Genomic DNA, 21244 nt, shown 5'->3' on the forward strand with positions numbered 1-21244 from the left:
TCCGGGACAGCTGTGCAGCCGAAGGAGCGATGCGGTGAACACCGAGCGACCCGACAACGACGACGCCGAGGCGCGCACCGCCCCTGACGGCACGCGCGAGACCGGGGGCGCTTCGGGTGACGACGGGCGGACGGACGCGCGTCGGGACCGGGAAGAAGCCGCGACCCCCGAGCCGGGTACGGCACGGCCGGACACCGGGGCCACCGATGCCGCGACCGCGACGCCCGGGGCAGGCGCCGTGAAGGGCGAGCCGGGGTCCGGTTCAGATGAGACCGTCGTCGGGGAACACCGTGGCGACGGCCGGCACCCCGGGGAGGAGCACCCCGACGGGTCGGCGGCGGGGCGCCGGCGTTCGCCCGCGCTGATCGCCTCCGTCGCCGCCGCCGTGCTGCTCGTCGGGGGTGGCGGGGCCTACCTCGCCGCCAGTGCTTCCGGCGGTTCCGGGGACGGTGGTACGACTCCGGGCGCGAACGGCGACGCCACTCCCCCGCCGCTCGCCCTCGACGGTCACTCCGAGGACGCCACGAACGGCATCGCCCCCGGCGAACCCAACCCGTACGGCGCCTCCTACCGCGCCGACGGCACGCTGCCGGACGGTCCCGGCTCGGCGCCGGTGTACCGCGTGCGGGGGCAGATCACCCAGGACCGGGTGGTCACGCTGGCGAAGGCACTGGGGATCGACGGGAAGCCGGTGCTGGAGGGCGGGTCCTGGCGGATCGGCGGCCAGGACGGGTCCGGGCCCACGCTGCGGGTGGACCGGGACGCCCCCGGCGCGTGGACGTTCAGCCGGTACGCGCCCGGCACCGACGACTGCGAGGGCGGGAAGTGTTCGGTTCCGCCCACCGGCGGTCCCGTGGTGAGCGAGGCCGTCGCGAAGAAGGCCGCCGCGCCCGTCCTGAAGGCGGTGGGTCAGGACGACGCGAAGCGCGACGCGGGTCAGGTCATGAGCGGCAAGCGGGTGGTGAACGCCGACCCGGAGGTCGGCGGGCTGCCGACGTACGGCTGGACGACCGGAGTGGTCGTCGGCGCCAGGGGCGAGGTGGTCGGCGGCAGCGGCCGGCTCGCGGAGCCGGTGAAGGGCGACACGTACCCCGTGGTCGGCGCGCGCGAGGCGCTGGACCTGATGAACGCGGCGCCGGGCTCCGACACACGCGGCGGCATCGGCGGCTGCGCCACTCCCGTACCGCTGGACGGGGAGCGGGAGGAGGCCCCCTGCGAGGACACCCCGAAGACCCTGCCGGACCAGGACACGATCACGGTCGAGAAGGCGGTGTTCGGGCTGGCCGCGCACTTGGTGGACGGCCGGCCGGCCCTGGTGCCGTCCTGGCTGTTCGAGGTGGTGCCGGCGAACGCGCGGGGCACGCTCACCGTGACGCATCCGGCGGTGGACCCGCGGTACATCGCCCCCGGGACACAGTCCGGGGAGGCCAGTCCCGCGCCGTCCACGCCCGGTGACGAACCGACCGCGGCACCCTCCGCACGGGAGGTCGAGGTCGAGGGCTACACCGCCGAGGGCGACGAGCTGACCGTGACCTTCACGGGCGGCGTGTGCGCCGACTACAAGACGACGGCGAGCGAGAGCGGCGACCGGGTGACGGTGCGGGTGACCGAGAGGCCCTGGCCGGACAAGGTGTGCATCCTGATCGCCAAGCAGTTCCAGCAGACGGTGCCGCTGGACGCGCCGCTCGGCGACCGCAGGGTCGTGGACACGGACGGCGAGCCGGTCCCGCTGCACAAGGACGGCGCGCGGCTGCCTGCTCCCCCCACCCGGTAACCGGGCGGAGAAAGCCCGAAGGCGGCGGCCCTGTCGGAGGGGGCCGCCGCCTTCGTCATGTGCTGCCTGGGGAGGAATCCCGGCTCAGCTGAAGGAGTCGCCGCAGGCACAGGAGCCGGTGGCGTTCGGGTTGTCGATCGTGAAGCCCTGCTTCTCGATGGTGTCGACGAAGTCGATGGTGGCACCACCCAGGTACGGGGCGCTCATCCGGTCGGTGACGACCTTCACACCGCCGAAGTCCTTCTCCACGTCGCCGTCGAGGGAACGCTCGTCGAAGAAGAGCTGGTAGCGCAGGCCGGAGCAGCCGCCGGGCTGGACGGCGACGCGCAGCGCGAGGTCGTCACGGCCTTCCTGGTCGAGCAGCGCCTTGACCTTGGCCGCGGCGGCTTCGGTCACGATGATGCCGTCGGTGACGGTGCTGGTCTCGTCCGATACGGACATCTACATCTCTCCCGGGTTGTACGGAGACTGCTTGCCGACGGTTGCAACCGGCGGGACCGCGGATTCATTCCGGGCCGGGCGCTTGTTTTCTTCGGCTCCCTCTTCATGCTCGCACACGACGTACGGCACGGAAACCGGTCCTTGCGGGACGTTCCGGGAATGGATCGCCGCCCGCCGGGATTCACGTCACACGGACGCTATGGCCATCGTCAAAGTGACGTGAACCAGTTATGATAGATAGCGTCATTTCGACGAGAAGTCGCCAGAACAGAAAAGGTGCGTGTCGTGACCACCGCCCAGACCCAGGAGCTCGACGTACAGCCGACGCCCCTCGCCCTGCTGCTCCTCGGCCGTGAGGCCGACCCGAGGAGCGAGCGCGGTGTGGAGTGTCCCGGCGACCTTCCCTCGCCGTCCGACCCGGACCTGGTGGAGCGCGCCCGCGCGGCCAAGGAGAAGCTCGGGGACAAGGTCTTCGTGCTCGGCCACCACTACCAGCGCGACGAGGTCATCCAGTTCGCCGACGTCACGGGCGACTCCTTCAAGCTGGCCCGGGACGCCGCCGCGCGCCCGCAGGCCGAGTACATCGTGTTCTGCGGTGTGCACTTCATGGCCGAGTCCGCGGACATCCTCACCGGCGACGACCAGAAGGTGGTCCTGCCCGACCTCGCGGCCGGCTGCTCCATGGCCGACATGGCCACCGCCGAGCAGGTCGCCGAGTGCTGGGACGTGCTGACGGAAGCCGGGACAGCCGAGCAGGTCGTGCCCGTCTCGTACATGAACTCCTCCGCCGACATCAAGGCCTTCACGGGCAGGCACGGCGGCACCATCTGCACCTCCTCCAACGCCAAGCGGGCCCTGGACTGGGCCTTCGAGCAGGGCGAGAAGGTCCTCTTCCTCCCCGACCAGCACCTGGGCCGCAACACGGCGGTGCGGGACATGGGGATGTCCCTGGAGGACTGCGTCGTCTACAACCCGCACAAGCCGAACGGCGGGCTGACGGCGGACGAGCTGCGCGCCGCGAAGATGATCCTGTGGCGCGGCCACTGCTCGGTGCACGGCCGCTTCAGCCTGGACTCGGTGAACGACGTGCGCGAGCGGATCCCGGGCGTGAACGTCCTGGTGCACCCCGAGTGCAAGCACGAGGTCGTGGCCGCGGCGGACTACGTCGGGTCGACCGAGTACATCATCAAGGCGCTGGAGGCGGCCCCGGCCGGCTCCAAGTGGGCCATCGGCACGGAGCTGAACCTGGTGCGCCGGCTGGCGAACCGTTTCGCGCCCGAGGGCAAGGAGATCGTCTTCCTCGACAAGACGGTCTGCTTCTGCTCCACCATGAACCGCATCGACCTCCCCCACCTGGTGTGGGCCCTGGAGTCCCTCGCCGAGGGCAACCTGGTCAACCGCATCCAGGTCGACAAGGAGACGGAGGCGTTCGCGAAGCTGGCGCTGGAGCGGATGCTGGCCCTGCCGTAGCGGCGGGTTCCCGCCCGCCCGTGCGGGGTGTCAACGGATCAGGCCCTGCCCGGCCACCTTCGGTGCCGGGCAGGGCCTGATCCGTTGCCGGATGCTCAGACCTTCGCGGTCTCCGGATCCTCGGAGGCCTCCGCCCGGGACGGGACCCCGCCCTTCTTCGCCGCCCGCTTCTTCGCGCGGCGCTCCTTGCGCAGTTCCAGCATCGCGTAGAGCGTCGGAACCAGGAGGAGGGTGAGGAGGGTCGACGTGATCAGACCGCCGATCACCACCACGGCCAGCGGCTGGGCGATGAAGCCACCCTCGCCGGTGACGCCCAGCGCCATCGGCAGCAGGGCGAAGATGGTCGCCAGGGCCGTCATCAGGATCGGCCGCAGACGGTGGCGGCCTCCCTCCAGCACGGCCTCGACGACGCCGTAACCCTGCTTGCGGTACTGGTTGATCAGGTCGATCAGCACGATCGCGTTGGTGACCACGATGCCGATCAGCATCAGCATGCCGATCATCGCCGGGACGCCCATCGGGGTGCCCGTGACCAGCAGCAGGCCGATCGCGCCGGTCGCCGCGAACGGGATGGACACCAGCAGGATCAGCGGCTGGGCCAGCGACCGGAAGGTGCCGACCAGCAGCATGAAGACGATCGCGATCGCCGCGAGCATCGCCAGGCCCAGGTTGGCGAACGCTTCGTCCTGGTCCTCGGAGACGCCGCCGATCTCCGCCGTCGCGCCCGCCGGGAGCGTCAGCGCGTCGATCTTCCGCTGGAGGTCCGTGCTCACCGCGCCGGTGTTGTCGCCGGTCGGCTTGGCGGTGACGGTGGCCGCGCGCTGGCCGTCGATCCGGGTCATGGACACCGGGCCGTCCACCAGCTCGACGGTGGCGATGTCACCCAGCTTCACCGGGCCCAGGGGCAGCTTCTTCAGCTGGTCCACGGTGGTGGCCGGCTTGGCCGAGCGGATGACGACGTCGCGCTCGGTGTCGTCCAGGACCGCCTTGGCCGCCGGGGTACCCCTGACCGCCTGGGCGACGGCCACACCGAGGGTCTGGTCGTTGAAACCGGCCGCGGCGGCCTTGTCGTTGGCCTTCACCGAGATGCGGGGCACGCTCTGCGACAGGTCGCTGGTGACGTCCGTGACGTCGTCCAGGGAGGCCACCGCGTCGCGGACCTGGCCGGCCGCCTCGCGCAGCGCCTGCGCGTCGGCCGCCTTGACGACCACGCTCAGGTCCTGGCTGCCGAAGCCGTCACCGGCCGCGATGGTGGTGGTGCCGATGCCGTCGAGCTTCTCCAGGCCCTTCTCGATGCCGTCCTGCACGTCCTCGGAGGACGCGTCGTCCTCCAGCATCACCTGGTACGTCGCCTGGTTGGTGTCCGTACCGCCGCCGAAGGCCGCCAGGAAGCCGGACGAGCCGATCGTCACCTGGTAGTCCTTGACGCCCTCGGTGTCGCCGAGGAGCTTCTCGACCTTCCGCGCCTGGGCGTCGGTCGCGGTCAGGCTGGTGCCGGGCTTCAGCTCCTGCCGGACGGTGAGGACCTGCTGCTCGCCCTGGTCGAAGAAGTTGGTCTTCAGCAGCGGCGCCATGGCGAAGGTGGCGATCAGCACGACGACCGCGATGGCCACGCTGGCCAGCCTGCGCCGGGTGGCGAAGCGCAGTACGGGGACGTACAGGCGCTGGAGGCGGCTCTTCGCCTCCTTCTCCTCCGCGAGGCGGCGCGCCTCCTCGGCGTCCTCGGGGGTGCCCTTCGGGGCGCGCAGGAACCAGTACGACAGCACCGGCACGACCGTCAGCGACACCAGCAGGGACGCCAGCAGCGCCGCCGTGACGGTGAGGCTGAAGGAGCCGAACAGTTCGCCCACCATGCCGCCGACCAGGCCGATCGGCAGGAAGACGGCGACCGTGGTGAGGGTCGAGGACGTCACCGCGCCCGCCACCTCGCGCACCGCGTTCATGATCGCGGACTGGCGCTCCTCGCCGTAGCCGAGGTGCCGCTTGATGTTCTCCAGGACCACGATGGAGTCGTCCACGACCCGGCCGATGGCGATGGTCAGCGCGCCCAGCGTCAGCATGTTCAGCGACAGGTCGCGGGTCCACAGCACGATCAGGGCGAGGACCACGGACAGCGGGATGGAGACGGCCGTGACGAGGGTCGAGCGGACCGACGCCAGGAAGACCAGGATCACCAGGACCGCGAAGAGCAGGCCGAGCGCGCCCTCGGTGGTCAGGCCGTCGATGGCCTTGGAGACCGCCGGGCCCTGGTCGCTGACGACGGTGAGGGTGGCACCCTCGCCCAGGTCCTTCCGCAGCTCCGGCAGCTTCTCGTCGACGGCCTCCGAGATGGCGACCGCGCTGCCGTCGTGGTCCATGGTGGCCATGACGGCGAGGCTGGGCTTGCCGTTGGTGCGGGTGAGGGCGTCGGCCCTGGCCTCCTCCTGCTTCACCGTGGCGACGTCACCGAGACGGACCGGCTCGCCCTTGCCGGGCTCGCCGGTGACCCTCAGGTCCTCGATCTGCCGCAGCGAGGTGAAGCCGCCGCCGACCTGGACGGTGCGGTTGGCGCCGTCCTCGTCGAAGGAGCCGGCCGGCACGGTCGCCCCGCCCGCCTGGAGGGCCTGGGAGAGCGACTGCGCGGTGAGACCCGCCTTCGCCAGCTTCGCGGTGTCGGGGGTGACGGTGATCTGGAGGTCGCGTACGCCGTCCACGGTGACCTGGCCGACGCCGTCGATGTCCTCCAGCGCGGGCACCACGGTCCGGTCGAGCTGATCGGCGAGCGCCTGCTGGTCCTTGCCGGAGGTGACGGCGAGGACCACGGTCGGGATGTCGTCCGTGGAACCGGCGACGACCTGCGGGTCCACGTCGTCCGGGAGCCGGGCGCCGGCCCGGTTGACGGCCTGCTGGACATCGGCGACGAGCTGTTGGGTGTCGTTGCCGAAATCGAAGGACGCCATGATCACGGCGTTGCCCTCGCTCGCCGTCGAGGTGACGCCGGAGATGCCGTCGACGGCCTCCAGGTTGTCCTCGATGGGTTCGACGACCTGCTTCTCCACCACGTCCGGGGAGGCACCCTGGTAGGGGGCGATCACGGACACCATGGGCAGTTCGATGGTCGGCAGCAGCTGCTGCTTGAGCTGGGGTATCGCGATCGCCCCGAACACGAGCGCGATGATCGACATCAGTCCGATCAGCGCCCGTTGCGCGAGGCTGAATCTGGACAGCCAGGACATGGTCAGGGTCTCTTTTCCGTGGAGGAACGGCAGAAGTCCGGTAGGAGGAAGCGCACGAGTAAGCGCCCGCTCTACACCCTGAGCCATCGACGAGGGCCGATCCGTAGACCCGAGGTCCAATCTCTTGTACGAGGCATACTCCCGCCGCAGTACGCCCGGCGGAGCTCACTCCACCCTTGGACGGACCAGCCCCGACTCGTAGGCGGTGACCACCAGCTGGGCCCGGTCGCGGGCGCCCAGCTTGGCCATGGCCCGGTTGACATGGGTTTTCACGGTCAGCGGACTGACCTGGAGGCGTTCGGCGATCTCGTCGTTGGAATGTCCGCCGGCCACCTGGACCAGCACCTCGCGCTCGCGCACGGTCAGCGAGTCGAGCCGTTCGGCGCGGGCGGGGTCGCGGTCGCCGTCGCCGGCCGTGCCCTCCTGGGCGAGGAAACGGGCGATCAGGCCCTTGGTGGCCACCGGGGACAGCAGCGCCTCTCCCCCGGCGGCGATCCGGATGGCGTTCAGCATCTCCTCCGGTTCGGAGCCCTTGCCGAGGAATCCGGAGGCGCCGGCCCGCAGCGACCGCACCACGTAGTCGTCGACCTCGAAGGTCGTCAGGATCACCACCCGGACCCCGGCGAGTCCGGGGTCCGCGCTGATCATGCGGGTGGCGGCGAGCCCGTCGGTGCCGGGCATCCGGATGTCCATGAGGACGACGTCGGCGCGCTGCTCCCGGGCCAGCCGGACCGCCTCCGCCCCGTCGGACGCCTCGCCCACCACCTCCATGTCCGGCTCCGAGTCGACGAGCACGCGGAAGGCGCTGCGCAGCAGTGCCTGGTCGTCGGCGAGCAGGACACGGATCGTCATACGGACTCCAGCGGGACGGTGGTCACGGGCGGCTGTCCTGAGCGGCGGAGGTGCGGGGCTCGACGGGCAGGATCGCATGGACGCGGAAACCGCCGCCGTAGCGGGGGCCGGTGGTGAGGGTGCCGCGCAGGGCGGTGACGCGCTCGCGCATGCCGAGCAGTCCGTGCCCGCCGCCGGGGGTGTCGTCCAGGTCCTCGCCGCTGCCGTCGTCGAGCACGGTGATCTCGATGTGGGGTCCCACGCGGACGACGCTGACCTCGGCGTGCGCATCGGTGCCGGCGTGCTTCTGGACGTTGGTCAGGGCCTCCTGGATGACCCGGTAGGCGGCCAGGTCGACGGCGGCGGGCAGGCCGGTGCCCTGGTCGGTGCGGGCGACCTCGACGCGCAGTCCGGCGTTGCGGAACGTTCCCGCGAGGTCGTCGAGGCGGTCGAGGCCGGGTGCGGGCTCGGTGGGGGCCTCGGGGTCGCCGGACTGGCGCAGCAGGCCGACGGTGGCCCGCAGCTCGCCCAGTGCGGAGCGGCTGGCCTCGCGCACATGGGCGAGGGCCTCCTTGGCCTGGTCGGGCCGCTTGTCCATGACGTGGGCGGCGACCCCGGCCTGGACGTTGACCAGGGCGATGTGGTGGGCCACGACGTCGTGCAGGTCGCGGGCGATGCGCAGGCGTTCCTCGGCGACCCGGCGGCGGGCCTCCTCCTCGCGGGTGCGTTCGGCCCGTTCGGCGCGTTCGCGGATGGCCTGGACGAAGGCGCGGCGGCTGCGGACGGCGTCCCCGGCGGTGGCGCCGATACCCGTCCAGGCGACGATCGCCAGGTTCTCCTGGGCGTACCAGGGCAGGGGTCCGGCGACCATGGCGCAGCCGGTGAGGACCGTCATGGTGAGCAGGCCGATCCGCCAGGTGGTGGGGCGGTCGGTGGTGGAGGCGACGGTGTAGAGCGCGACGACCGCGCACATGGCGACGGGGGCGCGGGGGTCCCCGGTGACGGACTCCGCGACGGAGACCCCGCCGGCCAGGGCGAGCACCGTGCGGGGTGCGCGGCGCCGGAAGACGAGCGCGGCCGCGCCGAGGACCATCAGGATCAGGCTGAGCGGGTCCGGGGTCCGCAGTCCCCAGTCGATGCCCTCGGGGCCGTGCGGTTCGACGAAGGACCCGGCCACCATGCACGCCAGGACGCCGGCCGCCAGTGCCGCGTCCAGGGCGAAGGGGTGTGCGCGCAGCCGGCACCGGGTGCGGTCGAAGGGGGTCACGGGTGTTCACCGTAGCCGGGGTGGGCGTCCGTTCCCACGGCACCCGTGCTGGTGTGATCGTATGACCGTCCTGGCGCGCTCCCCCGGACCCCGCTCCGGCCCTGCACGGGCCTCGTCCTCCGTGGCCGGACGGGCCGACGGTGCACGGCGTCCGTCAGGTGTCCGGGATCAGACCGTCGTCGCTCAGCAGTCCCTTGACCTCGTCCAGGGTGGCGTCCGGGGACGGCAGGATGAGGTCGGAGGGCTCCAGGGAGTCGTCGGGCAGGGGCTCGCCGAGTTCGCGGACCTTGGCCAGCAGCGCCTGGAGGGTGGCGCGGAAGCCCGGTCCGTCGCCGTTCTCCATCTCGGCGAGCAGTTCCTCGTCCAGCTCGTTCAGGTCGGCGAGCCGGCTCTCGGCCAGCGTCACCTGCCCCTCCCCCATGATCCGTACGATCATGTCGCCCTCCTAGGCGTGGACCCCTGCCGCCGTCGCCGATGACTACTGCTTGTCGAAGCGGGGGGTGTCCTGCGGCTGCTGCTGGGACTGCTGCTGGGCGTCGCCGCCCTCGATGGCCTGCTGTCCGCCGGACGAACCACCGGCCAGCTCGGCCTTCATGCGCTGCAGTTCCAGCTCTACATCCGTACCACCGGAGAGCCGGTCCAGCTCGGCCTGGATGTCGTCCTTGTGCATACCGGACTGGTCGTCCAGGGCGCCCGAGGCGAGCAGTTCGTCGATCGCGCCGGCCCGGGCCTGGAGCTGGGCGGTCTTGTCCTCGGCCCGCTGGATGGCCATCCCGACGTCGCCCATCTCCTCGGAGATCCCGGAGAAGGCCTCGCCGATCCGGGTCTGCGCCTGGGCCGCGGTGTAGGTGGCCTTGATGGTCTCCTTCTTCGTGCGGAAGGCGTCCACCTTGGCCTGGAGGCGCTGGGCCGCGAGGGTGAGCTTCTCCTCCTCGCCCTGGAGCGTGGCGTGCTGTGTCTCCAGGTCCGTCACCTGCTGCTGGAGCGCGGCGCGGCGGGAGAGCGCCTCGCGGGCCAGGTCCTCCCGGCCGAGCGCGAGCGCCTTGCGGCCCTGGTCCTCCAGCTTGCCCGACTGGGACTGGAGCTGGTTGAGCTGGAGCTCCAGACGCTTGCGCGAGGTGGCCACGTCGGCGACGCCGCGGCGGACCTTCTGGAGCAGCTCCAGCTGCTTCTGGTACGAGTAATCGAGGGTCTCGCGCGGGTCCTCGGCCCGGTCAAGGGCCTTGTTCGCCTTCGCGCGGAAGATCATCCCCATACGCTTCATGACACCGCTCATGGGCTTCGCGCGCCCCCTTCTGACGGACTCCAGCTCCAGCGACTGCAACAGAACCCACAGTACGGGCCCTGCATCCATTACCGCACTGTCCGGGGACGGATGCGCTCATCCCCAAGGACGACTGAGTACCCTCCGGATCCGGCGTAGGGAGTAGGTGGTCCCCGGGGGCCGGACGGCAGGACGGCCACCCGGAGACCCGCACGACGTCCCCATCTGTCCTTGTGGAGACGTCCGGTGTTGCCGGATCGTTCCCCCCGGGACTGCGGTCCAACCCCGGGCACCCCTTACCCTTGGGTTTTGTGTTCCGTAGCCGCGCCAAGGAAGAGAAGGCATCGGCCGCCGGCAGGGCGACCGTGACCGACTCCCAGCAGACCCGCCACCCGGAGGCCCCCAAGGGCCGTCCCACGCCCAAGCGCAGCCAGGCCCAGAGCCAGCGTCGCAGCGTGGCCAATACGACGATGTCGCGCAAGGAGGCATCCAAGCGGCAGCGTGAGGAGCGCCGTGCCGCGCTGGAGCGTCAGCGCCAGGCGCTGGCCAGCGGCGACGAACGCTACCTGCCCGCCCGTGACAAGGGTCCGGTGCGCCGGTTCGCGCGCGACTTCGTGGACTCGCGGTTCAACATCGCGGAGTACTTCCTGCCGATGGCCGTGATCATCCTGGTGCTGAGCATGATCCAGGTGCCCCAGCTGCAGAACGCCGCGTTGCTGCTGTGGCTGGTGGTGATCGTGATGATCGTGCTCGACTCGATCGTGACCGGGGTCCGGCTGAAGAAGCGGCTGGCGGAGCGCTTCCCCGACGACAACCGGCGCGGCGCGGTGGCCTACGCGCTGATGCGCTCGCTCCAGATGCGCCGGCTGCGGCTGCCCAAGCCCCAGGTCAAGCGCGGGGAGCGGCCCTGAGCGCCACGCCGTATGCCGACGGCGCGGCGCGGGACCGGCTCAGCGGGCTCGCCGGTCTGCGGGACGTCGTTCGGCAGGAGCTGGTGGCCCGCCAGCTGGAGGAGCAGATAGTGGGGCGCTTCCCGGTCGGGCGGCGGCTGCGGGTGCTCGACGTGGGCATGGGCCGGGGTACGCAGGCGCTGCGGCTGGCCCGGGCCGGTCACCAGGTGACCGGCGTCGAACAGGACCCGGGGCCGATCGCCGCCGCGCGGGAGGCCCTCGCCGGGGAACCGGAGGGCATCCGGGAGCGGATGCGGATCGTGCAGGGCGACGGCCGGGACACCGGCGTGCACTTCCTGCCGGGCAGTTTCGACGTCGTGCTGTGTCACGGCGTGCTCATGCGCGTCGAGGAGCCGGACGCGCTGCTGGCCGGGCTGGCCCGGATGCTCGCTCCCGGCGGAATGCTGTCCCTGCTGGTGCGCAACGGCGACGCGGCGGCGATGCGGCCGGGCCTGTCGGGCGACTGGGCCGGGGCGCTGGCGGGCTTCGGCACGGTGTCCTACGGGCTGACGAGACTGACGTCGACCCTCGCCGGGATCGGGGCGCCGCTGCACACCTGGTACGGCGTACGGGTCTTCACGGACACGGTCCTGGACGACGCCGCCCTCCCGGACGACATGGACACGCTGCTCGCGGTCGAGGAGCGGGCCGGCCGCACGGACCCCTACCGCGGGGTGGCGGCCCTGCTGCACCTGTGCGGGGTCCGGGGCTGAGACCTCGCGGTCGCCGCGCGGTGGGCGGGGGCCGAGACGGCCCCCGCCCCGCTGCTCACGCCTCTTCCGCCTGCGCTTCCGCTTCCGTTTCCGCGTGGAGGCTCATCGGGCCGTAGATCTCCGTGGTGTCCTCCAACAGGCGCACCTGGTCGGCGCCGCCCTCCTGGAGTGCCTTCCAGTTCTCCCCGATCCAGGACTCGGCGTCCCCCTGTGTGGGGAACTCCTCCGGCGGCACCGCGGGCTCGACCTGCGTCCCGTCGGCCTTCTCGAACCGCCACGTCCATGCCGCCATGTACGCCTCCCATAGGTGTGAGCACACTGCACAGCAGGAGCCGGATCACGTCCGGCCCCTGCCCATGAGCCTAGTCGGACGGGCAGCGGCCGTGGGGACAGGCGAAAATCAGGGCGTGGAACTGACTCTGCTCGGCACCGGTGCCCCCGCGGGACTGCCCCGCCCCCACTGTCCCTGCGCCGCGTGCGCGTCCGCGCTCGGCGCTGACGCGCGGGCGGCCACCTCGCTGCTCGTGGACGGGGCGCTGCTGCTCGACCTCACGCCGGGTGCGGCGTTCGCGGCCGCCCGCGCGGGTCGTTCGCTGGGCGGCGTACGCCAGGTGCTGCTGTCGCATCCGCACGACGGGCCCGCGGTCGAGCTGCCCGCCGGGCTGCCGCAGCCCGGAAGGGTGCCGGACGGGCGGGAGTTGGCGCTGCTGACGGGCCATCGGGTGCGGGCGGTGGCACTGGACGCGCCCGGCACCGGGTACGCGGTGACGGCTCCGGACGCGCAGCGGTTGCTGTACCTGCCGCCGGGCGGGGCGCCGGCCGGGCTGGAGGAGCCGGCCGAATCGTACGCGATGGTGCTGCTGGACGTCGTGGGGCGTCCGGACGCGCTGGCGCGGCTGCGGGAGGTGGGAGCGGTGGGCCCGACCACGGATGTCGTCGCCGTCCATCTGGACCATGACGTGCCGCCGGGCGCGGAGCTGCGGCGCCGGCTCGCGGCGGCCGGGGCGCGCGCCGTGCCGGACGGCGCCACGCTGGAGGTGGGCGCCTACGAGGACGTACCCGACGTGCCGCGGCGGACGCTGGTGCTGGGCGGGGCGCGCTCGGGCAAGTCGGTGGAGGCCGAGCGCCGGCTGGAGTCGTTCCCCGAGGTGCTGTACGTGGCGACGGGCGGGTCGCGCAACGGGGACACCGAGTGGACGGCGCGGGTGTCGGCGCATCAGGAGCGGCGGCCGGGGTCGTGGCGGACGGTCGAGACCTGCGATCTGGTCCCGCTGCTGAAGGACGACGGTCCGCCGCTGCTCGTGGACTGTCTGTCGCTGTGGCTGACGGACGCGATGGACGCCGTGGGGGCGTGGGACGACGCGGAGTGGGCGGACGGCGGGGAGCGGGCGCTGCGGGAGCGGGTGCGGGAGCTGACGGACGCGGTGCGCGAGACCGGGCGGACGGTGGTCGCCGTCTCCAACGAGGTGGGCTCGGGCATCGTCCCCGCCACCGCGTCCGGTCGCCGGTACCGGGACGAACTCGGGCGGTTGAACGCGGCGTTCGCGCGGGAGTGCGAGCAGGTGCTGCTGGTGGTGGCGGGTCAGGCGGTCGTCCTGCGGGGGTGAGGTCCCCGGGAGTCAGCCCTTCGGCTTGCGCGCGATGATCCGGTAGGCGTTGGCGAACGGGGTGTGGCGCACCAGGGGTGCGAGGGCGAGGTCCGTCACCGCCGCCGCGACCACCAGCGGGGTGCCGGCACGCAAGAGCACCGTGCGCAGGTGCCGCTGGAACGGGGTCGGCGGGACGGCCCGCCAGGGGGTGTCCGGGGCGGGCAGCGCGTGGGAGAGGGCGAGCGCGGTCAGGCCGGCCAGGTCGTGCGGTACGTGCGCGGCGCGGTGCCCGGCGGTGACGACCGTACAGCCGCGCCGCTCGAGTTCCGCGCGGACGTTGCGCGGGGGCAGCAGATGCAGCCGGCGGGGCTGGTCGTAGGGCAGCCACCAGCGGCCGAACAGGGCGGCGTACGCGCTGCGCGGGTCGAGGGTCTCGATGAGCAGATGGCCGCCGGGGCGCAGGGCGTCGAGGGCGGCGTGGAGCTCCGCGCGGGGGTCGGTGGTGTGTTCCAGGTGGTGCAGCAGGCTGACCACGTCGTAGCGGCCGGCCAGCCGGGCCATGACCCGCGGGTCGGTCAGCGGCCCGATGTGGGCCTCCTCGACGCGGCCGAGCGTGCGGGCCCTCTCGACGCGCGCGGTGAGGTCGGTGCCGTCGAAGGAGGTGTAGGGGAAGAACTCCCGCGCGGTGTGCGGGAAGCGGGCGAGTCCGGTGCCGACGTCCAGCCAGCTCTCCGGTTCGCCGAAGGGGAGCATCGCGCGGGCGGCGGCGCGGCGGCGGTGCCGGACGGCGTGCAGGGCGAGGACGCGTTCGGTGGCGGGGTCCCGGGGGGCGCCGCGCACGGCCCGCCGGTAGAAGGCGAGTCCCTCGGCGGTGAGGCGGGGGTTCTGGAAGGTGTGGCCGCAGTCCCGGCAGATGTCGACGGTGAACAGGCCCGGCCGGTGCCGGCGCAGATCGCCGGTGCGCAGCCGGTTGCGCAGCCGCGCGGAGCCGCACCAGGGGCAGTCCTCACGGCGTGGCTCGTGCACCCGGACGGAACCGTGGGGGACGGGGGTCGCGGTGTCTGGGGTGGGCTCGGACATGGGCGGCTCCCGGCGTGAGGGCGTGCGGCACGGAGGTGACGCGACGGGCGGGACGGACGTACGGGGTGGCGGGCGTGGCGGACGGAAGAGGGACGGGCGGAGGGCGGAGGGCGGGGCGAACGGAAGAGCGGGGCGGACGGAAGGGCGGGGCGGACGGAAGGGACGGGCGGACGGAAGGGACGGGCGGGGCGGACGGATGGATGTCCGGCAATACCTTGCAAAACGTTACGTATGGGCAGGCGTTACGGGGTGCATCGGCGCCGGGGTGGCGTGGTGCGGGTGGGGCCGTGCACGCGGCGCCGACCGGCACGCCGTCGTGTTCGAGCGGGGCCGGTACTGTTCGGCGAATGAGCTCGCTTAATCTCGACGACTTCACCGATCTGATCGAGCGTCCGGACGGCGGGGTGCGCCGCGACGCGGAGGCGCACCGGGAGGGCCGGATCGTGCCGCCCGGATCGCTGGGCCGCCTCGACGACCTGGGTGAGTGGCTGGCGGCGGCGCAGTCGGCGGTGCCGGTGCGGCCGATCGAGCGGCCACGGGTCGTGCTGTTCGCCGGTGATCACGGGATCGCCGAGCTGGGTGTCTCCGCGCGGGCCGCGGGCAGCGCCACCGGGCTGGTGCGCGAGGTGCTGGAGGGTGGCCGTCCGGTGTCGGTGCTGGCCCGGCGCCTGGGGGTACCGGTGCGGGTGGTCGACATGGCGCTGGACTGCGATCCGGAGTCGCTGCCCGAGGACGTCGTACGGCACCGGGTGCGGCGGGGCAGCGGGCGGATCGACATCGAGGACGCGCTGAGTGCGCAGGAGGCGGAGGCGGCCTTCCGGGCGGGGATGGCCGTGGCCGACGAGGAGGCCGACTCCGGTACGGATCTGGTGGTGCTCGGCGATGTGAGCGTGGGCGGGACCACCGCGGCGGGCGTGCTGGTGGCCGCGCTGTGCGGGACGGACGCGTCGGTGGTGACCGGGCGCGGTGGACTGGCGATCGACGATCTGGCGTGGATGCGCAAGTGTGCGGCGATCCGTGACGCGCTGCGCCGGGCCAGGCCGGTGCTGGGCGATCAGCTGCAGCTCCTCGCGACGGTCGGCGGGGCCGATCTGACCGCGATGACGGGCTTCCTGCTGCAGGCCGCGGTGCGCAAGCTGCCGGTCGTGCTCGACGGGGTCGTGACGGCGGCGTGCGCGCTGGTGGCCCAGCGGGTGGCGTTCCGGGCGCCGGACTGGTGGCTGGCCGCGCACGACAGCGGTGAGCCGGGGCAGGCGAAGGCGCTGGACCGGATGGCCCTGGAGCCCCTCCTCTCCCACGGCGTCACCGTCGGCGAGGCCACGGGTGGGCTGATGGCCCTCCCCCTGGTCCAGGCGGCCGCCGCCCTGGCGGCGGAGCTGCCGGCGAAGCCGGAGGCTTCGGAAGAGCCGGAGAAGCCGGGGGAGCCTGAGAAGCAGGCCGCGGAGGAGCCGGGGAAGCCGGGGGAGCCTGAGGAGCAGGCCGCGGAGGAGCCGGGGAAGCCGGGGGAGCCTGAGGAGCAGGCCGCGGAGGAGCCGGGGGGCCTGGCGAAGCCGGAGTGAGGGAGGGAGGCGGGTGCCTGCTCTTTTCCTCGCCCCCGCCGCCCCTTCCCGTCCCGTCCCCGGGGGCTCCGCCCCCGGACCCCCGTTCGCGCAGTTCCCCGCGCCCCTGGCGGACTTCAGGGGCGCGGCGGGTCCGGGTCCGGTTTGCCGCCGAGCCAGTCCTGGACGGCTCGGCGGGGGCCGGACCAGCGGCGGTCGTGGTGGTAGGCGCGCAGGGTGGCCCTGGCCCGCGCGCGGGGGCGGCGTCGGTAGAAGCGTCTGGCCCACGGGGAGTCGGGGCGGGCCAGCCGCAGGGAGCCGATCAGTGCCACGACGGGAACGATCACGCCGAAGACGGCGATGCGTGTCTTGCCCTTGCTCAGGGCGATGAGCGAGAAGAGGAAGTTCACGGCGACGTTCGCGGCGACACTCGCGCGGTCCTGGAGTTCGCCCTCGGTCAGGTCGTTGACGCCGAACGGCGCGAACCCGACCAGCAGCAGGCCGACCAGGGCGGCGGTGAGGACGACCATCTCCACGCTCTTGCGGCCGGCCTCGGTCCAGTAGACGTCGTCGAGGTGCAGGATCAGGGCGAACTCGTCCAGGACGAGCCCCGCGCCGATCCCGAAGAGGACCGCGCTGAGCGCCGACCCGAAGCCGTGCCGGCCGCCCGCCACCGCGCCGAAGCCGCCGCTCACGGTGAGGATGACGCCGGGCACCACATGGTGGATGTGCACCTCGCCGGCCGTGACGTTGCCGAAGGGGCCCTTGCCGGCCCGGATCAGACGGGTGACGACCCGGGTGATCACGAAGGTGAGGACGAAGGCGGCGAGGGCGAGGAGCAGCGGCAGCTTGCCCGGCTCGATGACGTTCCGATCCAGCCAATGTCCCATATGCGCACTTTATCCATGGCTGCCACGGGCGCCCTGGTGACCGCCGGGTAATCTGCGCCGATGCCCGCGCCCTTCACCACTCCCCCGGCCGACGGCCTCCGCTTCGCCTTCGGCACCCTCACCGTGCTCCCGGTGCGGGTCACCCGCTGGGACCGCCCGGCCGCACGCGCCGGCATGCAGTGCGCCCCGCTGGCCGGACTGGTGGTCGGCGCCGTGGCCGCCGCCGTGGGACTCCTGCTGCTGCTCCTCGGCGCGGGCGCGCTGCTCGCCGCCGTCGCCACGGTCGCCGTACCGGCCGCCCTGACCCGGGGGCTGCATCTCGACGGGCTCGCCGACACCGCGGACGGGCTCGGCAGCGCCAAGCCCGCCGAGGACGCGCTGCGGATCATGAAGCAGTCCGACATCGGGCCGTTCGGGGTGCTCGCCCTCGTCCTCGTCCTGCTGGCCCAGGTGGCCGCGCTGGCCGAGGCGTACGCCGGTTCCTGGGCGCGCGGCGCGCTCGCCGCCGTGGTGTCGGCGGTCGTGGCGCGGCTGGCCCTCACCCTGGCCGCCCGCACCGGAGTGCCGCCCGCCCGCCCGGAGGGGCTGGGCGCGGCGGTCGCGGGGGTCGTTCCGGTGGCGGGCGCGGTGGGCGTGGCGCTCGCGGTCACCGGAGCGGCGGCGGCCGGGGCCGCGTTCCTCGGGGCGTACGGCGTCGTCCGTGCCGTGCTCGCGGTGGCGCTGGCCGTCGCGGTCGCCGAACTCCTGCTGCGGCACTGTGTCCGCCGTTTCGGCGGGGTCACCGGTGATGTGTTCGGCGGGCTCGCGGAGACCGCGGCGACGGCCGCGCTCGTCGTCATGTCACTGGGCTGAAACGGTCTCCTCGTCCCCCTGTGGCCCCGCGCACCCCGCGGTTAGCCTGGTCTGCCGAACTCACCGAACAACGGGGGACGTTGATGTCGGCATTCCGTCGTGCCACGGCCTGGTTCATCGACTTCGCGCTGGTAATGGCGCTGGCGTCGGGACTCGCGGTACTCACCTTCCAGCGGATCTCCACCCTCGTCACCGACGTGCCGGAACTCGCCACCCGCGGCGGCTTCGACCTGCTGGTCTCGCGCGGTGACGTGGTCGACGCCTCCGAGGACCTCGGCATGTTGCTGTGGAACAAGTCGGTGCTGTACGTCGAGCAGGCCTTCGGGCTGCTGATCGTGGCGACGTTCCTCTACCAGTGGGTGTGCCTCGCCCTCGCCGGACGCACCGTCGGCAAGGGGCTGACCGGGCTGAAGGTCACCCCGCGGATGCCCGGCAGGGCGGCGCTGCGGGCGGCGGTGACCACGGTGGCGGACGTCGCCCTGTACGCAGTGGCCTGTGTGCTGCTGGTCGAGGGAGAGATCGCGCTGTCGGTGCTGGTCTGGGCGGCCGCGGTGGTGCTGTTCCTGTTCAACGCGCTGCCCGTGCTCGGCCGGGCCCGGCGCTCCCTCGCCGACCGGATGGCGGGCACGTCCGTGACCGGCGTGAGCCTCAGCAGGCCCGACGCCATGCGTCGAGTTCGTACTTCTTGAGCAGGGAACTCAGCTTCAGGCGCCGGGAGTCGGCGCAGAAGCGGTCGGTGGGCAGCTCGTACTCGACGTGGAAGACGGCCTTGTCCGCCTCGACGAACGGCGTCAACTTCGCGCATTCGCCGTACTGGGCGCACTGTTCGTTGACCGCGAAGTCGAAGTCGTCGACCAGCTCCGGGATCTGGTCGAGGTCGTTCTTCAGGCCGACGGCCAGACCGCGCTCGTGGGCGAGCCGGGCGACGAGGCGGTTGTAGCGGAGCTGGTCGTCGGCGGTGAGCGGGAATCCGGTGCGGTTGCGGTAGCCGTCCATGTTGTCCGGCTCCACCGCGTCGAAGCCCTTGTCGCGGCACATGTCGATGCGTTCCGCCATGATCGGCTCCAGTACGTCGGTGCGGCGGATGTCGAGCCAGCGCTCGCCCTCCCAGCCGTTGCCCCGGCCGATCACCGACTTCGGGAAGTCGTCCGCGTCCGGGCGGAAGTCCTCCCAGGCGCCGGTGGACAGATAGCAGATGACCTTGCGGCCGTCGCGGTGCAGCTTCGCGACCGTGTCCCCGGAGTGGTCGAAGCCGTCGATGTCGTAGACCGGGACGTCGACGGAGGTGTCGAGGCGCCCGCTGAGCTGCCACTGCCAGTGGGTGCCGGGCCGTGGCGTCCACCGGTCGCCGGGCGCCTTCGCATCGGGCTCGGGTGCGGTGGTGCAGGCGGCCAGCAACAGGGCGAGCAGTGCGACAAGCAGGGACGGTCGTCTCACCGGGGGTCTCCAGGACGGGTGGCGGCGTGGTCGGCACCGCGGGGGGCACACAGGAACCCCAAGGATGATCGTCGCCGCCCGACGGCCCGACGGCGGGGCCCCCACCACGGCCACGGCGTCACCGGATGGTGACCAGGCGTGAATGAGCGGACGCACATCCGCGCGTAGTCTCGTTCGGAGTGTTCGCCGCACCGGGGAAGGCCCCGACGGGACCGCACCCGCACATGGCAACTAGGGTCGGCTGCCGGGCCCGGTCGACCCACACCTTTCGGCCATTGCAACTTCACATCGGAAGCGAGATTTCACCACCGTGACTGCTCTCACTCTCAGCACCGCCGCGGTCCCCGGCCTGCGGGCCGACGCGATCGTGATCGGTGTCGCCAAGGGTTCGGCGTCGAAGTCCGGCGCCCCGGTCGTCGCACCGGGCGCCGAGGCCGTGGACCAGGCGTACGACGGCAGGCTCGCCGGCGTCCTGGAGACGCTCGGCGCGTCGGGTGCCGAGGGCGAGGTGACGAAGCTCCCCGCGCCGGCCGGCTTCAAGGCGCCGCTCGTGGTGGCGGTGGGCCTCGGCGCCCAGCCCGAGAAGGACGCCGGCTACGGCACCGAGGCCCTGCGCAAGGCGGCCGGCGTGGCCGCCCGCACCCTCGCCGGCTCCAAGAAGGCCGCGTTCGCCCTGCCCCTGACGGACGCCGCCGACGCCGGCGCGGTCGCCGAGGGCGTGCTGCTCGGCGCGTACTCCTTCGACGCCTACAAGGACAACGGCAACGGCGGCAAGAACGGCAAGGCGCCGCTCGCCGAGGCCGCGCTGGTCGGCGGGAAGCCCCGCGACAAGGCGTACAAGGCCGCCGTCGAGCGGGCCACCGCCGTCGCCGAGGAGCTCAACCGCGCCCGCGACCTGATCAACACCCCGCCGAACGACCTCAACCCCGAGGCGTTCGCCGCCGTCGCCCAGGCGGCGGCCAAGGAGCACGGCATCAAGGTGCAGGTGCTCGACGAGAAGGCCCTGACCAAGGGCGGCTACGGCGGCATCCTCGGCGTCGGCGCCGGCTCGGCGTCGGGTCCGCGCCTGGTGAAGCTGTCGTACACCTCGTCCAAGGCGAAGAAGCACCTCGCCCTGGTCGGCAAGGGCATCACCTACGACTCGGGCGGCATCTCGCTGAAGCCGGCCGGTCACAACGAGACGATGAAGTGCGACATGAGCGGTGCCGCCGCCGTGTTCGCCGCCGTCGTCGCCGCCGCCCGCCTCGGCCTGGAGGTCAACGTCACCGGCTGGCTGGCGCTGGCCGAGAACATGCCCTCGGGCTCGGCGACCCGTCCGGGTGACGTGCTGCGCATGTACAGCGGCAAGACCGTGGAGGTGCTCAACACCGACGCCGAGGGCCGTCTCGTGCTCGCGGACGCGCTGTGGGCCGCCTCCCAGGAGAAGCCGGACGCGATCGTGGACGTCGCGACCCTGACCGGCGCGATGATGCTGGCGCTGGGCAGCCGCACGTTCGGCATCATGGCGAACGACGACGCGTTCCGCTCCGCCGTGCACGAGGCCGCCGAGGAGGTCGGCGAGCCGGCGTGGCCGATGCCGCTGCCGGAGCACCTGCGCAAGGGGATGGACTCGGCCACGGCCGACATCGCCAACATGGGCGAGCGGATGGGCGGCGGCCTGGTCGCCGGCCTGTTCCTGCGCGAGTTCGTCGGCGAGGGCATCACCTGGGCCCACCTCGACATCGCCGGCCCGGCCTTCAACGAGGGCGGCCCCTTCGGCTACACGCCCAAGGGCGGCACGGGTTCGGCGGTGCGCACGCTGGTCCGGCTCGCGGAGCGGGCCGCGTCCGGCGACCTGAGCTGACCCTTCTCCGGGTGACGGGGCCTCGCCCGCGGGCAGGGCGAGGCCCCCACCGCGGGGAGGGCGAGGCCCCCACCGCTCACCCGGCCGAAG

At 72.7% G+C, this 21244-nt stretch carries 19 protein-coding genes; 9 read left to right on the top strand and 10 right to left on the bottom strand.

Translation table 11 applies throughout. The features are described from left to right. The first annotated feature begins 34 nt into the window (after positions 1-34). A complete protein-coding gene (locus IE178_RS11825) occupies positions 35-1774 on the top strand; it encodes a hypothetical protein (protein ID WP_318279992.1) in 1740 nt (579 codons plus the stop codon). An 84-nt stretch (positions 1775-1858) separates the two neighbouring features. On the opposite strand, the gene IE178_RS11830 is transcribed toward IE178_RS11825, so the two are convergent. Beyond that, entirely contained in the window at positions 1859-2215 is a 357-nt protein-coding gene (locus IE178_RS11830; protein ID WP_184763313.1) for an iron-sulfur cluster assembly accessory protein, read from the bottom strand. 285 nt (positions 2216-2500) lie between these two features. On the opposite strand from IE178_RS11830, the gene nadA reads away from it, so the two are divergent. Further along, the gene (nadA, locus tag IE178_RS11835; protein WP_193512188.1) at positions 2501-3685 is read left to right on the top strand and encodes a quinolinate synthase NadA; all 1185 of its coding nucleotides are present in this window, start codon (positions 2501-2503) and stop codon (positions 3683-3685) included. Positions 3686-3780: 95 nt separating this feature from the next. Here the strand turns inward: nadA and IE178_RS11840 are convergent, their stop codons facing one another. The 5 genes from IE178_RS11840 to IE178_RS11860 form a co-directional block, all read right to left on the bottom strand. Next, a complete protein-coding gene (locus tag IE178_RS11840) occupies positions 3781-6900 on the bottom strand; it encodes an efflux RND transporter permease subunit (protein WP_193512189.1) in 3120 nt (1039 codons plus the stop codon). Between the two features lie 165 nt (positions 6901-7065). After that, positions 7066-7752, bottom strand: a complete 687-nt coding sequence (locus tag IE178_RS11845) for a response regulator (RefSeq protein WP_193512190.1) — start codon at positions 7750-7752, stop codon at positions 7066-7068. Between the two features lie 22 nt (positions 7753-7774). Then, positions 7775-8998 carry a sensor histidine kinase gene (locus IE178_RS11850; protein WP_193512191.1) on the bottom strand — a complete coding sequence of 408 codons (1224 nt, stop codon included), beginning with the start codon at positions 8996-8998 and terminating at the stop codon, positions 7775-7777. Between the two features lie 154 nt (positions 8999-9152). Then, positions 9153-9434: a PspA-associated protein PspAA gene (gene pspAA, locus IE178_RS11855; RefSeq protein ID WP_184763308.1), complete on the bottom strand. Its 282-nt coding sequence runs from the start codon at positions 9432-9434 to the stop codon at positions 9153-9155. 42 nt (positions 9435-9476) lie between these two features. Beyond that, the gene (locus IE178_RS11860) at positions 9477-10262 is read right to left on the bottom strand and encodes a PspA/IM30 family protein (protein ID WP_268250073.1); all 786 of its coding nucleotides are present in this window, start codon (positions 10260-10262) and stop codon (positions 9477-9479) included. Positions 10263-10495: 233 nt separating this feature from the next. Here IE178_RS11860 and IE178_RS11865 point away from each other — a divergent pair, with 233 nt between their 5' ends. Further along, positions 10496-11173, top strand: a complete 678-nt coding sequence (locus IE178_RS11865) for a DUF3043 domain-containing protein (RefSeq protein WP_193512192.1) — start codon at positions 10496-10498, stop codon at positions 11171-11173. Positions 11174-11256: 83 nt separating this feature from the next. Further along, complete coding sequence (locus IE178_RS11870; protein WP_193512193.1) at positions 11257-11925, top strand: class I SAM-dependent methyltransferase; 669 nt, start codon at positions 11257-11259, stop codon at positions 11923-11925. Positions 11926-11980: 55 nt separating this feature from the next. Here IE178_RS11870 and IE178_RS11875 read toward each other — a convergent pair whose 3' ends face one another. After that, entirely contained in the window at positions 11981-12217 is a 237-nt protein-coding gene (locus IE178_RS11875; RefSeq protein ID WP_193512194.1) for a hypothetical protein, read from the bottom strand. A gap of 115 nt (positions 12218-12332) precedes the next feature. Between IE178_RS11875 and IE178_RS11880 the strand changes: the two genes are divergently transcribed. Further along, the gene (locus IE178_RS11880; RefSeq protein ID WP_193512195.1) at positions 12333-13532 is read left to right on the top strand and encodes a bifunctional adenosylcobinamide kinase/adenosylcobinamide-phosphate guanylyltransferase; all 1200 of its coding nucleotides are present in this window, start codon (positions 12333-12335) and stop codon (positions 13530-13532) included. 12 nt (positions 13533-13544) lie between these two features. Here IE178_RS11880 and IE178_RS11885 read toward each other — a convergent pair whose 3' ends face one another. Then, positions 13545-14594: a class I SAM-dependent methyltransferase gene (locus tag IE178_RS11885; RefSeq protein ID WP_193512196.1), complete on the bottom strand. Its 1050-nt coding sequence runs from the start codon at positions 14592-14594 to the stop codon at positions 13545-13547. Positions 14595-14941: 347 nt separating this feature from the next. On the opposite strand from IE178_RS11885, the gene cobT reads away from it, so the two are divergent. Then, entirely contained in the window at positions 14942-16153 is a 1212-nt protein-coding gene (gene cobT / locus IE178_RS11890; protein WP_318279993.1) for a nicotinate-nucleotide--dimethylbenzimidazole phosphoribosyltransferase, read from the top strand. A gap of 116 nt (positions 16154-16269) precedes the next feature. Here cobT and IE178_RS11895 read toward each other — a convergent pair whose 3' ends face one another. Then, a complete protein-coding gene (locus IE178_RS11895; RefSeq protein ID WP_193512197.1) occupies positions 16270-17022 on the bottom strand; it encodes a hypothetical protein in 753 nt (250 codons plus the stop codon). 60 nt (positions 17023-17082) lie between these two features. Here IE178_RS11895 and IE178_RS11900 point away from each other — a divergent pair, with 60 nt between their 5' ends. After that, positions 17083-17874 (top strand): adenosylcobinamide-GDP ribazoletransferase, encoded by a 792-nt coding sequence (locus IE178_RS11900; protein WP_193512198.1) that lies wholly within the window; start codon positions 17083-17085, stop codon positions 17872-17874. Between the two features lie 83 nt (positions 17875-17957). After that, positions 17958-18563 carry an RDD family protein gene (locus tag IE178_RS11905; RefSeq protein WP_193512199.1) on the top strand — a complete coding sequence of 202 codons (606 nt, stop codon included), beginning with the start codon at positions 17958-17960 and terminating at the stop codon, positions 18561-18563. Here the strand turns inward: IE178_RS11905 and IE178_RS11910 are convergent. Then, the gene (locus IE178_RS11910; RefSeq protein WP_193512200.1) at positions 18523-19311 is read right to left on the bottom strand and encodes an endo alpha-1,4 polygalactosaminidase; all 789 of its coding nucleotides are present in this window, start codon (positions 19309-19311) and stop codon (positions 18523-18525) included. The two genes, IE178_RS11905 and IE178_RS11910, sit on opposite strands and share 41 nt — an antisense overlap. Before the next feature lie 310 nt (positions 19312-19621). Between IE178_RS11910 and IE178_RS11915 the strand changes: the two genes are divergently transcribed. Further along, entirely contained in the window at positions 19622-21154 is a 1533-nt protein-coding gene (locus IE178_RS11915; protein WP_193512201.1) for a leucyl aminopeptidase, read from the top strand. The last annotated feature ends 90 nt before the right edge of the window (positions 21155-21244 follow it).

The sequence above is a fragment of the Streptomyces griseoloalbus genome (assembly GCA_014650015.1).
GTDB classification, from domain to species: domain Bacteria; phylum Actinomycetota; class Actinomycetes; order Streptomycetales; family Streptomycetaceae; genus Streptomyces; species Streptomyces griseoloalbus.

Coding starts and splice junctions, on each gene's coding strand:
- IE178_RS11885 (WP_193512196.1), bottom strand. CDS start 14,594: ATGTCCGAGCCCACCCCAGACACCGCGACCCCCGTCCCCCACGGTTCC.
- IE178_RS11900 (WP_193512198.1), top strand. CDS start 17,083: ATGCCCGCGCCCTTCACCACTCCCCCGGCCGACGGCCTCCGCTTCGCC.
- IE178_RS11875 (WP_193512194.1), bottom strand. CDS start 12,217: ATGGCGGCATGGACGTGGCGGTTCGAGAAGGCCGACGGGACGCAGGTC.
- IE178_RS11905 (WP_193512199.1), top strand. CDS start 17,958: ATGTCGGCATTCCGTCGTGCCACGGCCTGGTTCATCGACTTCGCGCTG.
- IE178_RS11860 (WP_268250073.1), bottom strand. CDS start 10,262: ATGAAGCGTATGGGGATGATCTTCCGCGCGAAGGCGAACAAGGCCCTT.
- pspAA (WP_184763308.1), bottom strand. CDS start 9,434: ATGATCGTACGGATCATGGGGGAGGGGCAGGTGACGCTGGCCGAGAGC.
- cobT (WP_318279993.1), top strand. CDS start 14,942: ATGAGCTCGCTTAATCTCGACGACTTCACCGATCTGATCGAGCGTCCG.
- IE178_RS11845 (WP_193512190.1), bottom strand. CDS start 7,752: ATGACGATCCGTGTCCTGCTCGCCGACGACCAGGCACTGCTGCGCAGC.
- IE178_RS11840 (WP_193512189.1), bottom strand. CDS start 6,900: ATGTCCTGGCTGTCCAGATTCAGCCTCGCGCAACGGGCGCTGATCGGA.
- IE178_RS11830 (WP_184763313.1), bottom strand. CDS start 2,215: ATGTCCGTATCGGACGAGACCAGCACCGTCACCGACGGCATCATCGTG.
- IE178_RS11895 (WP_193512197.1), bottom strand. CDS start 17,022: ATGGGACATTGGCTGGATCGGAACGTCATCGAGCCGGGCAAGCTGCCG.